The sequence below is a fragment of the Actinopolyspora sp. BKK2 genome (genome assembly GCF_011291845.1).
Classification (GTDB): domain Bacteria; phylum Actinomycetota; class Actinomycetes; order Mycobacteriales; family Pseudonocardiaceae; genus Actinopolyspora; species Actinopolyspora saharensis.
Genome location: NZ_JAANTE010000007.1, coordinates 132148 through 148009 on the forward strand (window position 1 = coordinate 132148; position 15862 = coordinate 148009).

The window sequence follows — 15862 nt, forward strand, 5'->3', positions numbered from 1 at the left end:
AAACCGATGTCTTGTAGACATCATAGTGATATCACTTTTTCGGTAGGTGATCAATCCCGAACCGTCGGGTGATCCCAGTTGCCCACGGGAGTGGCGGGGAAGCCGGCCGAACGAGCCGTCGACGGGACGCACCACAGCTCCTGCCGAGGCTGGGCCCGGCCTGATGGAGCGCCCGTGAGCGCCGCGACCGTTCGGCGGAGCCGTCCGCGATCGGGTAGGACGGGGGCATGGACGTTCTCAGCAGCAGGATGATTCTGCGGCCCGGAGACCACGATCGTTCGGTGCGGTTCTACCGCGACGTGCTCGGCCTGGCCGTCCACCGCGAGTTCCCCGGGGGAACGGTGTTCTTCCTCGGGCAGGGGCTGCTGGAGATTTCCGGCAGCGGCAGCACCGGTCCGAGTCCCGACCAGATGCTGTGGTTGCAGGTGCGGGACGCAGCCGAGAGCGTTCGGCAGCTGCGCGAGCGCGGAGTCGAGGTGCTGTCCGAGCCCGCACGCCAACCCTGGGGGCTGATCGAGGGAACCGTCGCGGACCCGGACGGGATGCGGATCGTGCTCGTCGAGGTGCCCCCCGAGCATCCGCTGCGCGCCGACGTGCGGCAGCAGTGAGCGCTTCCGCCCTCCCGCGCTCCGGCGTACCGTCTCGCGCGAGACCGCCGTTGCCGGGGAGGCAGCGGTCCGCGCAGCACCCCGGTCCCGGAGCTGGCATCGGACATCCACGACTTTCGTGGGACGATGGAAGCAAATCCCTGCCCGTACGCGAGTCGACATCCCGCGAGGAAGACTTCAGTGAGCACCTTCGCAGACACGACCTTCACGTCTCCTGAACGCATCAGGAACTTCTGCATCATCGCCCACATCGACCACGGCAAGTCGACACTGGCCGACCGGGTGCTGCAGCTCACCGAGGTGCTCGACGAGCGCGCGTATCGGGACCAGTACCTGGACCGGATGGACCTGGAGCGCGAGCGCGGCATCACGATCAAGTCGCAGAACGTGCGGCTGCCGTGGCAGCTCGACAACGAGGACTACGTGCTGCACCTGATCGACACGCCGGGGCACGTCGACTTCACCTACGAGGTCAGCCGCTCCCTGGCCGCGTGCGAGGGCGCCATCCTGCTGGTCGACGCGTCCCAGGGCATCGAGGCGCAGACCCTGGCCAACCTCTACCTGGCCATGGAGCACGACCTGGAGATCATCCCCGTGCTCAACAAGATCGACCTCCCCTCCGCGGAGCCGGACTACTACGCCGCGGAGCTCGCCCACATCATCGGCTGCGCGGAGTCCGACGTGCTGCGGGTCTCGGCCAAGAGCGGTGAGGGCGTGGCCGAGGTGCTCGACGCGGTGGTGGTCAACGTCCCCCCGCCGGTCGGCGAGCAGGACGCGCCCGCGCGTGCGATGATCTTCGACTCGGTCTACGACACCTACCGGGGCGTGATCACCTACATCCGGGTGGTCGACGGCAAGATCACCCCGCGGGAGAAGATCCGGATGATGTCGACCGGGGCCACCCACGAGCTGTTGGAAGTGGGGGTCATATCGCCGGACCAGAAGCCCTCCGAGGGACTCGGGGTCGGCGAGGTCGGCTACCTGATCACCGGGGTCAAGGACGTCCGCCAGTCCAGGGTCGGGGACACGGTCACCTTCGCGAAGAACGGGGCCGAGCAGGCGCTGCCCGGCTACCGGGACCCGATCCCCATGGTTTACGCCGGGCTCTACCCGATCGAGGGCTCCGACTACCCGGTCCTGCGGGACGCGCTGGACAAGCTGCTGCTCAACGACGCCGCGCTGACCTACGAGCCGGAGACGTCGGGAGCGCTCGGCTTCGGTTTCCGCTGCGGTTTCCTCGGGCTGCTGCACCTGGAGATCACCAGGGCGCGGCTGGAGCGCGAGTACAACCTGAACCTCATCTCCACCGCCCCGAACGTGGTCTACAACGTCACGTTGCAGGACGGCACCGAGGTCGAGGTCACCAACCCCTCCGACTGGCCCGAGAACAAGGTCCAGGAGGTGCGCGAGCCGATCGCCAAGTGCACCGTGATCGCTCCGTCCGAGTTCGTCGGCGCGATCATGGAGCTGTGCCAGAGCAGGCGCGGGCAGCTCGACAGCATGGACTACCTCTCCGAGAGCCGCGTCGAGCTGCGCTACACCATGCCGCTGGGCGAGATCGTGTTCGACTTCTTCGACCACCTCAAGTCGCGCACGCGCGGCTACGCCTCCATGGACTACGAGGAGTCCGGTACGCAGGCCTCGGATCTGGTCAAGGTGGACATCCTGCTGCAGCACGAGCCCGTGGACGCGTTCAGCGCGATCGTGCACAAGGACAACGCCTACTCCTACGGTGCGCGGATGGCCTCGAAGCTGCGCGAGCTGATCCCGCGCCAGCAGTTCGAGGTGCCGGTCCAGGCCGCAGTGGGCTCGCGGATCATAGCCCGCGAGACGATCCGCGCCATGCGCAAGGACGTCCTCGCCAAGTGCTACGGCGGTGACATCAGCCGTAAGCGCAAGCTGCTGGAAAAGCAGAAGGAAGGCAAGAAGAAGATGAAGACGGTCGGTCGCGTCGAGGTCCCGCAGGAGGCCTTCGTGGCCGCGCTGTCCACGGACGATTCGGCCAAGGACGACTCCTCCAAGGGCAAGAAGTAAGGCCCGCCGCTGAAAGTCTCCGCGAGGTCGTCGCGGGGCGCGTGCGGCAGTGATCGGCTCCACGTGCCCCGCTGCCGCGCGGCGCGGCCACTCGCGCCCTCCGGGTGCGCCCGGCACGCGCGAGTGAGCGCTCCAGCGGGGCGAAGCCCGCTCCGCCGGTGGCTCGCTGACGGGCATCCGCGTTCCGGTGCGTTCGTGTCGCCGAGTGTCCGGGGTGCGTAGTTGAATCGTCTCCCGTAGCCGTCGACACCGAGCACGAGACGGGAGAGCGATGTCCGAGGAGCACGAGTACACCACCGCGGTGCGGTGGACGGGCAACCGGGGCAGCGGTACCGAGACGTACCGCTCCTACGGTCGCGAGCACGTCGTCGAGGTGACGGGCAAGCCGGTGCTGCACGGCTCCGCCGATCCGGCCTTCCTGGGTGATCCGGGACTGATGAACCCGGAGGAGCTGCTGGTCGCCGCGCTCGCGGAGTGCCACATGCTCTGGTACCTGGGCATCTGCGCCTCCTCCGGGGCGGTGGTCACCGACTACCGCGACTCCGCCACGGGCACCATGGTCGAGCAAGCTTCCGGAGGGGGGCGGTTCACCGAGGTGGTGCTGCGTCCGGTCGTGACCGTGCGGGACGAGTCGATGCGGGAGACCGCGTCGAGGGCGCACGAGCAGGCGCACCGCCGGTGCTTCATCGCGAATTCGGTCAACTTCCCGGTGCGCCACGAGCCGGAGATCCGCGTGGAGTCCTGACCCCGGGCCCACCTCCGCGCTGCCGCGGGGAAGGCCTTTCGCGGAGCGCGTCCACCGGATCCGTTCCGGTGGACGCGACTCGTTCGCGGGGCATTTCCGCCCGTGAATCGTGCACATACTGATTTGCGTCCGACACCCTTCGTGTTCGGGCGGCCGGTCCTCGGTCCGTTGCGCGGGGCGCGAGCAGTGTGTCCTTTCTCTTCCCTGTGGTTTGCGGTACCCATATAGAAACTATCTATGGGGTTAATTCAAAAATCGTCTGAAGTGTTCCCGTGTGGTCTCTGCGCTGGGGATGGAGTTTGCCGTTTTCGATTTTGAGGTCGATCTCGAGGAGGGGGTCGGTCGCGATGGGGGTTGCGTTCGTTCCGCTGTCGGATAGTATGCCCGTCGAATAACGACAGGGGTCGGCGATTAATTGTCCGAGTCCGTTGTCGCGCCGCGGGGCAAAGCGTCGAACGATCAAAGGCGATCTTTTTTTGACGACCGTGGTTTTTCCGGTTTGAACGGTCCGGATCGCATGCTGTCGCAATCCACCCAGTGCAGGAGGTCGAACATGGGAGACGCGGAGACGTCGCGCACACGTCTGCCGATCTCGGGAAAGACCCGGCAGGATCCCACCTCATTGGACATCCACTCGCAGGACCCGCCGTTCACCCCTCCGGAGCAGGTGAGCGCCCCCGAAGGCGCACCGAACGTGGTCGTCGTGCTGCTGGACGACATGGGTTTCGGAGCTCCGAGCGCCTTCGGCGGTCCGTGCGAGATGCCCACGGCGGAGCGGCTCGCCGAGGGGGGACTGCGCTACACGCGTTTCCACGTCACAGCCGTCTGCTCTCCCACCAGGCAGTCCCTGCTGACCGGGCGCAACCACCATTCCGTGGGGATGGGCGTGACGACCGAGATGGCCAGCGCCGCGCCGGGCTACGACGGGACACGCCCCCTGAGCGCGGGGACGATCGGGCAGATCCTGGCGGGCAACGGTTACAACACCGGCGCCTTCGGGAAGTGGCACCAGACCCCGGCGCGGGACGTGAGCGCGGCGGGGCCGTTCGACCGCTGGCCCACGGGTGAGGGCTTCGAGAAGTTCTACGGCTTCCTGTGCGCGGAGATGAACCACTGGTACCCGGTGCTGTTCGACGGGACCACCCCGGTGGAGCCCTCGCGCAGGCCGGAGGACGGCTACCACCTCTCCGAGGACCTCGTGGACCGCGCGATCGACTGGGTCAAGGACCAGAAGTCGCTCAAACCCGACAACCCGTTCTTCGCCTACCTGCCGTTCGGCGCCACCCACGCCCCGTACCACGTCCCGAAGGAGTACCGGGACAAGTACCGCGGGGCCTTCGACCACGGCTGGGACCGGCAGCGCGAGATCACCCTGCAGCGGCAGAAGGAGCTGGGGGTCGTGCCGCCGGACACCGAGCTGGCGCCGTGGGCGGAGGGAGTCCCGCACTGGGACGAGCTCTCCGATGCCGAGCGCGAGTCGGCGGCCTCGCTGATGGAGCTGTACGCCGGTTTCGCCGAGCACACCGACGACCAGATCGGTCGTTTCGTGGACGCCCTGGAGGAGCAGGGGGAGCTGGACAACACCCTGTTCGTCTACATCCTCGGCGACAACGGGGCCTCAGCGGAGGGCGGCCTCGGCGGCACCCTCAACGAGCACCGCTACGCCAGCGGCATCCCGGACGACGCGGAGACGATCAACCGGTACCGCGAGCAGCTGGGCGACTCCAGCACGCACGCGCACTACCCGGTCGGCTGGGCGCTGGCGATGAACACGCCCTACCAGTGGACCAAGCAGGTCGCCTCGCACTTCGGCGGGACCAGGGACGGGATGATCGTCCACTGGCCGCGCGGCATCGCCGAACCGGGCGGGATCCGCAACCAGTTCCACCACGTCATCGACGTGCTGCCCACGGTCCTGGAAGCGGCGGGGATCCCGGAGCCAGCGGAGGTCAACGGGGTGACCCAGCAGCCCGTCGAGGGCACGAGCATGCTCTACACCTTCAACGACGCCGACGCCGCCGACCGCCACCGGGTCCAGTACTTCGAGATGGTGGGCAACAGGGGCATCTACCAGGACGGCTGGATGGCGGTGACCCGGCACGGAACCCCGTGGGAGATGGTGCAGGACGGCTCGGAGAGCAGCTTCGAGGACGACCGGTGGGAGCTCTACAACACCAATGTGGACTGGAGCCAGGCCCACGACATCTCCGCCGAGTACCCGGAAAAGCTCCGGGAGCTGCAGCAGCTGTTCATGATCGAGGCCAGTCGCCACAACGTCCTCCCGCTCGACGACCGCATGACCGAGCGGGAGAACCCGCGGGAGGCCGGACGGCGCGACCTGCACGGTGACCGCAAGACGATCACCCTCCCCGGCTCGGCGTCACGCTTGACCGAGGAGACCGCGCCCAACGTCAAGAACCGCTCGCACACGCTCACCGCACGCTGCGAGATCCCCGAGGCCGGCGCCGAGGGCGTCCTGGTGGCCCAGGGCGGTCGCTTCGGCGGGTGGTCGCTGTACGTGCACGAGGGCAGGGCCTGCTACGCGTACAACTACTTCGGGCTCGAGCTCTACCGGGTGCAGGACTCCGAGCAGTTGAGCGCGGGAACGCACGAGATCGCGCTCGAGTTCTCCTACGACGGCGGTGGTGTCGGCATGGGCGGCACCGCGACCCTCTCCGTGGACGGCGCGCAGGTCGCCGAGGGGCGGGTCGAGGCCACCATCCCCTACTACTTCGCCTTCGACGAGACGTTCGACGTCGGGGTGGACCGCGCCTCGCCGGTCACCGAGGACTACCCCGTGGTCGACAACGCCTTCACGGGGAAGCTGCACACGGTGCGCGTGGACCTCGGCGACGACCTGCACAGCGACAGCGACAGCGAACTGGGACGCGAGAGGTTCAGGGCGGCACATGAGTGAGCAGGAGGAGAAACCGGCCTGCTGCGCCCCCTCGGCGGGACGTGCCGCGAGCTCGTCCGCGGAGGAGCCGGTGGTGGACCGGGGCGAGGCCCGCTCCGGTTCCACCGCGGGACTCGTGCGGCTCGACGGAGGCGTCTTCCGCATGGGCGAGGACCGGGACCACGCCTACGCGCAGGACGGCGAGGGGCCGGTACGCGAGGTGCGGCTCGATCCGTACTGGATCTCGCCCACGACGGTGACGGTCGCGGATTTCGCCGCCTTCGTGGACGCGACCGGCTACCGGACCGACGCCGAGCTGTGGGGGTGGTCGTTCGTGTTCGGCGGCCTCCTGCCCGACGACTTCCCGCCCACGCGGGGGGTGGCGGCCGCCCCCTGGTGGCGCCAGGTCGAGGGGGCCTACTGGTGGTGCCCGGAGGGGCCGCACTCCGATGTGGTCCAGCGTTCGGATCACCCGGTCACGCACGTGTCCTTCCGGGACGCGCAGGCCTACTGCGTCTGGGCCGGGCTCAGGTTGCCGACCGAGGCCGAGTGGGAGCACGCGGCGCGCGGCGGACTGGAGGGGTGCGCCTTCCCGTGGGGTGATGAGCTGGAACCTTCGGGAGAGCACCGGATGAACGTGTGGCAGGGTGAGTTCCCCGGGCGCAACGAGTGCGCGGACGGCTGGTACGGCACCTGCCCCGTGGACGAGTTCGCCCCGAACGGGTACGGCTTGTACAACATGACCGGCAACGTGTGGGAGTGGTGCGCGGACTGGTTCGATCCCGAGTACCCGGCCGGAGGAGTCGGAACCAATCCGCAGGGCCCTCCGGTGGGGCAGCGGCGCAGCGCACGTGGTGGTTCCTACCTGTGCCACGAGTCCCACTGCCGCCGTTACCGGGTGTCGGCGCGGCAGGGCGTGACCCCGGACTCCTCGATCGGCAACATCGGTTTCCGGTGCGTGCGTGACGCGTAGCGGCGCTTCGCCCGGTGCGTCGACCGCGTCGTCCGCGGTGGACGCTCGGGCGGCTCGCGCCGTGCCCGCGGGACCCCGCCGTGGTGGTCCCCGCGGGCGCGGCGCCCCGTGAGCGGTCCCGGTCCGGGAGGCAGGGTCCTGCCGGTCGACGAGCACGGCGAGTGGAAGGTCGGATGCATGGAGCGCAGGGAGCTAGAGTACTTCCTGGCCATAGCCGAGTGCGGGAGCTTCACCGCGGCGGCGCAGACGCTGCGCATCGCGCAGCCCTCGTTGTCGCACGCGATCGCGACGTTGGAGAACCGGCTCGGGGGCAGGGTCTTTCACCGGCTCCCCCAGGGGATTGCCCTGACGCCTGCGGGCGAGGCCCTGATCGAGCCCGCGCGCCAGGTGATGCGTGATCTGAGTACGGCGAGTGAGTCGGTGCGCGAGGTGCTCGGGCTGGCAGGCGGGAGGTTGGACATCGTCGCGCAGACGACGCTGGCGGTGGACCCGCTCGCGGAGCTGGTCGGATCGTTCCTGCGCGCGCACCCGAAGGTGGCGGTGCACATCGCCGACCCCGAGCTCGGCTGGGACGTGACGGCGGCCGTGCGAGCGGGCGAGTGCGAGCTCGGCATGGTCGACTCGACGGAGGAGGTGCTGGAGGACCTCGCCAGCATGGTGCTGCCCGGCAGGGAGATCCAGGCGGTGCTGCCCGCCTCGGCGGCACCGGCGGAGCGCGCGGAGCTGACCCCGGCCGATCTCGCCGAGCTGGACTGGGTGAGCACTCCCAAGGGAACGGCCACCCGCGAGGTGATCGAGGAGACCGTGGGTACCCGGGGAGGCGGCCCGAACGTGATGGTGGAGACCGCGCACCAGGCCATGATCGTGCCGAGCGTGCTCGCCGGAGCGGGGGCCACCCTGCTGCCCGCTTCGATGGCCGCTGAGGCCGGAAAGCAGGGGGCCACGATCATGTCGCTGCGTCCGCGGGTGATCCGGCGCGGGGTGCTGTTCTGGCGTCGTGGCCCGCTTTCGCCCTCGGCTGCGGAGTTCGTGCGGTTGGTCGAGGAGCTCGTGCGGCGCGGGCGGGGCGACGAGGCCCCCCGCGAGTAGTGCCGCGGCCCGGCAGGGCCGCGAGGCGCGGTCGACCCCGCGCCGCGAAGTGGAACGAATCGTTCCGCGTCGGAACGCGCGACGTTCCGGCTCGGAACCGCGTGTCTTCTCAACGGCGAGAGGATCGATGGACCGAGGGGTTCGCGAACCCCGATCCGGGATGACATCGATCAGGATACCGAAACGGCGATTACGGGGCCGGCCGTCCTGATCCGGGATTCTTCCGATGGGTCCCGATCGTGCTTTTCCGCGGTGGCGAGGCCGCGGAAGGAAGGGAGGTGTGGAATGGCGTTCTCGGTGTTTTTCGGAGCGGGTGGGGCGTTCGACCGACCGGTCGATTGGGCGCTGTGAACGACGTTCGAGATCGTTCGCGGCGGGCGGCGATCCGGCCACGAACTGCCCGAACGCTCCGTCGAGTCCGAGCGCGCCGCGCACGTCCGGCGTCGTGACTCCGGAGGCCGCGCACAGCGCCCGCTCCGTCCGCATGTCCCCGACATTGAAGACAGTGATTCCTATGCAAACTTCAAAAAAGAACCGCCCCGCGGTCGGAGTCGTTTTCTTCGTCTCCGTCGTGATCACGGCGCTGATCGTGCTGTGGGGTGCCTTGGCGCCGAACAACTTCGGCGTCGTCACCAACAGGGTTTTCGGCTACGTGGTCTCGGATATGAGCTGGTTCTTCCTGCTCGCGGCGAACGTTTTTCTCGTGTTCGTGATCTACCTGGGACTGAGCAGGTACGGCAGGACGAAACTCGGCAAGGACGACGACAAGCCCGATTTCGGTCGTCTTTCCTGGTTCGCCATGATGTTTCAGGCGGGCATGGGGCCTGCCATCATTTTCTGGGGTCTGGCCGAACCGCTGTCGCACTACGACAACGTTCCGTTCGGCCTGGCCGAGCCGGGTTCACAGGAGGCCGCCGGACTGGCCATTCAGTACTCCTTCTTCCACTGGGCCTTGCACCCCTGGGCGATCTATGCCACCGCGGGGCTGGCCGTGGCCTACTTCACGCACCGCAAGGGGGAGAAGGCCCTGATCAGCGCCATCTTCCGGCCGCTGCTCGGTGACCGCGTCGACGGTCCGCTGGGCAAGGCGCTCGACGTCCTGGCTGTGCTGGCGGTGGTGTTCGGCATCGCCGTCGCCCTGGGGCAGGCGGGACTGCAGCTGACGGCGGGACTCGGGGAGACCTTCGGACTGCCCACCGGGGTGTGGGTGCAGCTCGCGATCCTCGGCCTGACCACTGCGGCGTTCATGATCTCGGCGACGACGCGGATCGAGCACGGCATCAAGTGGATCGCCAACATCAGCATGCTCATCGCCCCGCTGCTGCTGATCTTCTACTTCGTGGTCGGCCCGACCGTCGTGCAGCTCAACGTCCTGACCGAGGGCATCGGCAACTACCTGACCAACATCGTTCCGATGAGCTTCCGGCTGGACGCGTTCGACATCAACACGGAGTGGTTGGGGAGCTGGACCGTCTTCTACTGGTCCTGGTGGATCGCCTGGGCACCGTACGTGGGGATGTTCATGGCGCGCATCTCCCGCGGACGCAGCATCCGCGAGTTCGTCGGAGCCACCGTGCTCGCTCCCAGCATCGTCAGCATGATCTGGATCGCCGTGTTCGGCGGAGCGGCGCTGCAGCTGGCTCGCAACGGGCAGGCCTCCGACATCGCCGGAACCGTGGCGCAGAGCCCGGCCGCGGGCATGTTCGTGTTCATCAAGGAGTACCCGCTGCCCATCCTCCTGGCGATCATCACGCTGGTGTTGCTGTGGGTGTTCTTCGTGGCCAGCGCCGATTCCGGCACCGTGGTGCTGGGCGAGCTGTCCAGCGGCGGCTCCCCGGACCCCAAGGTCTGGGTGCGACTCCTCTGGGGACTCCTGCTGGCCGGTGTCGCTGCCGTCCTGCTGGTCTCCGGTGGGCTCGGCGCCCTCCAGAAGGCCTCGGTGCTCATCGGGGCACCGTTCGCGCTCGTGCTGCTCGGCATCTGCGTGGCCTTCTTCAAGACCCTGTCGAAGGAGCGCAGTCCTCGCGTGGAGGGGGACGCGCGCGGCCGGACCACCGAGGCCGGTGACCCGGAAGCCCCGGAAGGCCCTGAAGCCTCGGAAGATCCGGCAGCCCCGGGAGAGCGGCCGGCGGAGCGGCAGGACCGGGCGGTCGGGGACGAGCAGCGTCCCGACGAGCGCGTGCACCTCGCGTGAGCGCCGCGGGTGACCACTGCTGTTCGCGGTGTTCGTGGTGATCGGATCCGGTCGTGCCGGATCGGTTCGGTGCCTCGGTGACCGGGTGTCGCGGAGTGCCGCCGAGCCGGGATCACCGTGCTCGGATTGGTGGCGTGTGTGCTGTGGCCGAGGAGACCAGGGGCGAGTCGTCCGCCGAGGCGGGCGCGGGAGCGCCTTCTCCCCGCGGCTCCGGCGCACGGGCCATCACGTCGGTTCGATGAAAGCCCCGCGTGGAGGCGGTCCCGATCGGCGGTCGGCCGATCGGGACCGGCTCGACCGGCGCCGCCTCGAGCGCTGCCGTCCCCTCCCAGCCCGGGGCGGGCAGCAGCGCTCGGGAAGGGCGCTGCTGGAGTCACTGGTGCGACTCCAGGAACGCGTAGACGTCGGCCTCGTCCACACCGGGGAAGGTGTCCGAGGGCAGCGCCGAGAGCACGTGCGAGTGCGCCCGGGCCGACGGCCAGACCATGCCCTGCCAGCGGTTGGCCAGTTCGGTCGGAGGGCGCTGGCAGCACTCCCCGTTCGGGCAGCCCGATTTGGAGTGGTTCGTGGTCTCGCGTCCCCGGAACCAGCGCGATTCCGTGTAGGGCACGCCCAGCGTGATCGCGAAGTCGCGCCCTCGGCTGGGGTCGACGTGGGCGACGCACCAGTGCGTGGCCCCCGGCTTGTCGGTGTACTGGTAGTGGGTGGAGTAGCGGTCGGGTGAGGTGAAGACCTGCCTGCCCGCCCAGTACCGGCACATCCGCTGCCCCTCGATGGCTCCGGTGGGGTCGGCGGGGAACTCCAGCCCGTCGTTGGCGTAGGCCTTGTAGATGATCCCGGTCTCGTCGTTGCGCACGAAGTGGCACACCAGGTCCAGGTACTGGGTCGCCAGGTTGGTGAAGCGGTGCGCGGCCATCTCGTAGGAGACGGAGAAGACGTCGCGCAGGTCCTCCACGGCCAGGTCGCGGTCGGCCTTGGCCTGCCGGAGGAAGGGCACCGCCGAGCTCTCCGGGATCAGCACGGCCGCGGCGAAGTAGTTCGCCTCGACGCGTTGGCGCAGGAAGTCCGCGAAGTCCCGCGGCTGCCGGTGCCCCAGGGTGAGGTGCCCCAGGGTCTGCAGCAGGATCGTCCGCGGGCTGTGCATGCCCAGGGACTCGCGTCGCAGGAAGATCCTCCTGTGGCGCAGGTCGGTGACCGAGCGCACGGAGCGGGGCAGGTCGGTGACGAACCGCAGGCCGTATCCGAGATGGGTCGCGATGGACTGGATCAGGCCCTCGGAGAGCGGCCCCCCGTGGTACCCGACGCGGTGCAGTATCCCGTCCGCCGACTTCTCGATCTCGGGGAAGTAGTTGCCGTGCTCGCGCATCATGCTGCGCAGGTCGGCGTTGGCCGCGCGGGCCTCCTCCGGGGTGGCGACCCGCTTGGTCTCCCTGCGGCGCAGCTCCTCGTACAGCGCCAGCACGTGCTCCAGCACCTCGGTGGGGACCCGTTTGGTGACTTTCAGCGGTGGAACGTCGAGCTGCTGGTACAGCGGGTCGAGCTGTGCCTGCTCCACGGCTATCTCCAGCTCGGCGCGCCTGTTCGGCGGTTTCTTCGACAGCAGTTCGTCGACGGTGCTGCCGAGCGCCGTGGCCAGCGATCTGAGCAGCGAGAGCTTGGGTTCGCGGTGCCCGTTCTCCAGCAGCGAGAGCTGCGAGGGGGCTCGGTCCACGCGTTTGCCCAGCTCGGAGAGGGTCAGCCCCGCAGCCTTGCGCATGTGACGCAGCCGCTGGCCGAACACCAGCAGGTCCTGCTCCGTGGAGAAAGTTCCCGCTTCTTCCGCGGACTCGGTTGTGAACTCCGACATGTCCTTTACTGTAGCAGAAAAAACCGAAAATTTTGTCTCGGTATCTCCTCGTTTTTTCTTGATGCAGCACCAACACTGGGCTCAACAGGCCGCAAGCGATCGGAAAGGTGAAAGCCATGAGCCCTCAACCCGGTATCCGCGAACAGGCCCTGCAGGCAGCCAAGGACCTCCAGCACGACTGGGAGACGAACCCGCGTTGGAAGGGCGTCGAGCGCACCTACTCCGCCAGTGACGTCATCCGCCTCCGCGGCTCCGTGCAGGAGGAGAACACGCTGGCGCGGCTGGGCGCCGAGCGCCTGTGGGAGCTGCTGCGGGACAACGACTACATCCACGCTCTCGGCGCGCTGACCGGCAACCAGGCCGTCCAGCAGGTCCGCGCGGGGCTGCAGGCCATCTACCTGTCGGGCTGGCAGGTCGCCGCCGACGCCAACCTCGCGGGCGAGACCTACCCGGACCAGAGCCTGTACCCCGCCAACTCGGTCCCGCAGGTGGTCCGCAGGATCAACAACGCCCTCAAGCGGGCCGACCAGGTCGCCTGGTCCGAGGCGCTGGACCCCGAGGCCTCCGAGGTGGAGCAGGAGGACCGGCACTGGCTGGCCCCGATCGTCGCCGACGCCGAGGCCGGGTTCGGCGGTGCGCTCAACGCCTACGAGCTCATGAAGGGCATGATCCAGGCGGGTGCCGCCGGGGTGCACTGGGAGGACCAGCTGGCTTCCGAGAAGAAGTGCGGCCACCTCGGGGGCAAGGTGCTCATCCCCACCAGCCAGCACGTCAAGACGCTCAACTCGGCCAGGCTGGCCGCCGACGTCGCGGGAGTTCCGACGCTGGTCGTGGCCCGCACCGACGCGCAGGCGGCCACGCTGCTGACCAGCGATGTGGACGAGCGGGACCAGAAGTTCGTCACCGGCGAGCGCACTTCCGAGGGCTTCTACAAGGTCAACAACGGCCTCGAGCCGTGCATCGAGCGCGGCCTCGCCTACGCGCCCTACGCCGATCTCATCTGGATGGAGACCTCGACTCCCGACCTGGACGTGGCCAGGAAGTTCGCCGAGTCGATCAAGGCCCAGTACCCGGACAAGATGCTGGCCTACAACTGCTCGCCCTCCTTCAACTGGCGCAAGAACCTGGACGACAGCACCATCGCCAAGTTCCAGCGGGAGCTCAGCCAGATGGGCTACAAGTTCCAGTTCATCACGCTGGCCGGCTTCCACGCGCTGAACCACAGCATGTTCGACCTGGCCAAGAACTACGCCACGGACGACATGGCCGCCTACGTCGACCTCCAGGAGAAGGAGTTCGCGGCGGAGAAGGACGGCTACACCGCGACGAAGCACCAGCGCGAGGCGGGCACCGGCTACTTCGACCGGATCAGCATGGCCGTGAACCCCGAGTCCTCGACCACCGCCCTGTCCGGGTCCACCGAAGCGGCCCAGTTCTGAGTCGAGGCGGCCGCTCCCGCGCCTGAGCGCCGGGACGGAACTTCTCATCTCCCGACTTCACGAGAACTGTGAACGCCTCGGTGGGCAGGCGTTCACCCGAGACGCACCAGCGGCCCTGTGGCGGGGTGTGATGATCGCGATGGTGCGAGTGGGCGGGAACCCGGATCGGCGGGTTCCCGCCCACGCTCGTGTGTACCGGGGTCGCCCGGCGAGGCCCATCGGCCGTGGCGCGAACTTTCCCGGAGTCTTCCGGTCCGCCTTCTTGGCTCACACGATCGTGTTGTGACGTAGAACACCCTGTTGCGAGGTGGCGCGATCGATGAATGATTGGGCCACCAAAAGTTTGTCTTCCTATTGGTGGAAGCGGGCGAGCGGCCCAGGGGAAGGGTGCGTAGCGGAATGACCAACGAGCTGGAGCACTTCATCGGAGGCAAACGCGTCGCGGGGACCTCGGGGAACCGGGGCGAGGTCTTCGATCCGAACACGGGAACCGTCCGGTCCAGGGTGCCGTTCGCCTCCGCCGAGGAGGTGGACGCGGCCGTGCGCGGCGCGGCCGAGGCGCAGCGCGAGTGGGCGAGTTGGAACCCCCAGCGCAGGGCACGGGTCCTGATGAGGTTCCTCGAGCTGTGCAACGAGGAGATGGACTCGCTGGCGCGGCTGCTGGCCTCCGAGCACGGCAAGACGGTCCCGGACGCGCGCGGCGACGTGCAGCGCGGTCTCGAGGTCGTCGAGTTCGCAGCGGGGATCCCGCACCTGCTCAAGGGGGAGTACAGCGAAGGAGCGGGCACCGGCATCGACGTCTACTCGATGCGGCAGCCGCTCGGCGTCGTCGCGGGCATCACTCCGTTCAACTTCCCGGCGATGATCCCGCTGTGGAAGGCGGCCCCCGCGATCGCCTGCGGCAACTCCTTCGTGCTCAAGCCGTCCGAGCGCGACCCCTCCGTGCCGCTGCGCCTGGCCGAGCTGTTCGTCGAGGCGGGGCTGCCCCCGGGCGTGCTGAACGTGGTCAACGGGGACAGGACGGCGGTGGACGCGCTGCTCACCCACGGCGAGATCGAGGCCGTTGGTTTCGTCGGCTCCTCCGACATCGCCGAGTACATCTACTCGACCGCCGCCGCCCACGGCAAGCGCGCGCAGTGCTTCGGCGGCGCGAAGAACCACATGATCATCATGCCGGACGCCGACCTGGACCAGGCGGTCGAAGCGCTGGTGGGGGCGGGTTACGGCTCGGCGGGGGAGCGCTGCATGGCCGTCTCGGTGGCGGTGCCCGTCGGCCAGCCCACCGCCGACGCGCTCGTCGAGAAGCTGAGCGAACGGGTCCGGCGACTGCGGATCGGCACGAGCTTCGACGAGTCCGCGGACTTCGGCCCGCTGGTGACCGAGCAGGCCAAGCGCAAGGTCGAGGACTACATCGAGCTCGGTGTTCAGGAGGGCGCCGACCTGCTGGTCGACGGTCGCGGGTTCCGGATGCCGGAGCACGAGGACGGCTTCTTCCTCGGGCCCTCCCTGTTCGACAACGTCACCCCCGAGATGCGGATCCACCGGGAGGAGATCTTCGGGCCGGTGCTGTCGGTGGTGCGCGCCGCCGACTACGAGGAGGCGCTGCGCCTGCCCAGCGAGCACGAGTACGGCAACGGGGTGGCGATATTCACCAGGGACGGGGACTCGGCGCGCGAGTTCGCCGGAAGGGTGAACACCGGGATGGTGGGCATCAACGTGCCCATCCCCGTGCCGATCGCCTACCACACCTTCGGCGGCTGGAAGCGCTCCGGATTCGGGGACCTGAACCAGCACGGCCCCGACTCCATCCGCTTCTACACCAAGACCAAGACCGTCACCTCCCGCTGGCCCTCCGGGCGCAAGGAGGACGCCAGCTTCACCATTCCGACGATGCACTGACGCGCGCTCCGCGCGGTTGGTCGGTGGTCGGCGGGTGAGTCGACGCTCCTCCGCTCGCGGAATCGGGGGTGATCCCGCCCGGTTCCACGAGCGGCCACGGCCGGTGCCCCGCGGGGCGTGCCCGGCGAGACGCGAGGAA

General features: G+C 68.6%; 10 protein-coding genes. 9 read left to right on the forward strand and 1 reads right to left on the reverse strand.

Features of this window, described 5'->3' with window-relative positions:
• The first annotated feature begins 227 nt into the window (after positions 1–227).
• From G9Q41_RS15700 to G9Q41_RS15730, 7 genes are all read left to right on the forward strand, one after another.
• Entirely contained in the window at positions 228–608 is a 381-nt protein-coding gene (locus G9Q41_RS15700; RefSeq protein ID WP_165633208.1) for a VOC family protein, read from the forward strand.
• A gap of 180 nt (positions 609–788) precedes the next feature.
• Positions 789–2642 carry a translation elongation factor 4 gene (lepA, locus tag G9Q41_RS15705; RefSeq protein ID WP_092523312.1) on the forward strand — a complete coding sequence of 618 codons (1854 nt, stop codon included), beginning with the start codon at positions 789–791 and terminating at the stop codon, positions 2640–2642.
• 271 nt (positions 2643–2913) lie between these two features.
• Positions 2914–3387, forward strand: coding sequence for an OsmC family protein (locus tag G9Q41_RS15710; RefSeq protein ID WP_165633207.1), 474 nt, complete (start codon positions 2914–2916; stop codon positions 3385–3387).
• A 553-nt stretch (positions 3388–3940) separates the two neighbouring features.
• A complete protein-coding gene (locus G9Q41_RS15715) occupies positions 3941–6304 on the forward strand; it encodes an arylsulfatase (protein WP_165633206.1) in 2364 nt (787 codons plus the stop codon).
• Positions 6297–7256, forward strand: a complete 960-nt coding sequence (locus tag G9Q41_RS15720; RefSeq protein WP_207631199.1) for a formylglycine-generating enzyme family protein — start codon at positions 6297–6299, stop codon at positions 7254–7256. Before G9Q41_RS15715 ends, G9Q41_RS15720 begins: the two co-directional genes overlap by 8 nt.
• Before the next feature lie 108 nt (positions 7257–7364).
• Complete coding sequence (locus tag G9Q41_RS15725; protein ID WP_347567572.1) at positions 7365–8345, forward strand: LysR family transcriptional regulator; 981 nt, start codon at positions 7365–7367, stop codon at positions 8343–8345.
• A 514-nt stretch (positions 8346–8859) separates the two neighbouring features.
• Positions 8860–10539, forward strand: coding sequence for a BCCT family transporter (locus G9Q41_RS15730; RefSeq protein WP_242687516.1), 1680 nt, complete (start codon positions 8860–8862; stop codon positions 10537–10539).
• Positions 10540–10912: 373 nt separating this feature from the next.
• Here G9Q41_RS15730 and G9Q41_RS15735 read toward each other — a convergent pair whose 3' ends face one another.
• The gene (locus G9Q41_RS15735; protein WP_165633205.1) at positions 10913–12385 is read right to left on the reverse strand and encodes an XRE family transcriptional regulator; all 1473 of its coding nucleotides are present in this window, start codon (positions 12383–12385) and stop codon (positions 10913–10915) included.
• A gap of 116 nt (positions 12386–12501) precedes the next feature.
• Between G9Q41_RS15735 and aceA the strand changes: the two genes are divergently transcribed.
• Positions 12502–13824, forward strand: a complete 1323-nt coding sequence (aceA, locus tag G9Q41_RS15740; protein ID WP_165633204.1) for an isocitrate lyase — start codon at positions 12502–12504, stop codon at positions 13822–13824.
• Positions 13825–14223: 399 nt separating this feature from the next.
• Positions 14224–15723, forward strand: a complete 1500-nt coding sequence (locus G9Q41_RS15745; protein ID WP_165633203.1) for a CoA-acylating methylmalonate-semialdehyde dehydrogenase — start codon at positions 14224–14226, stop codon at positions 15721–15723.
• Positions 15724–15862 lie beyond the last annotated feature (139 nt).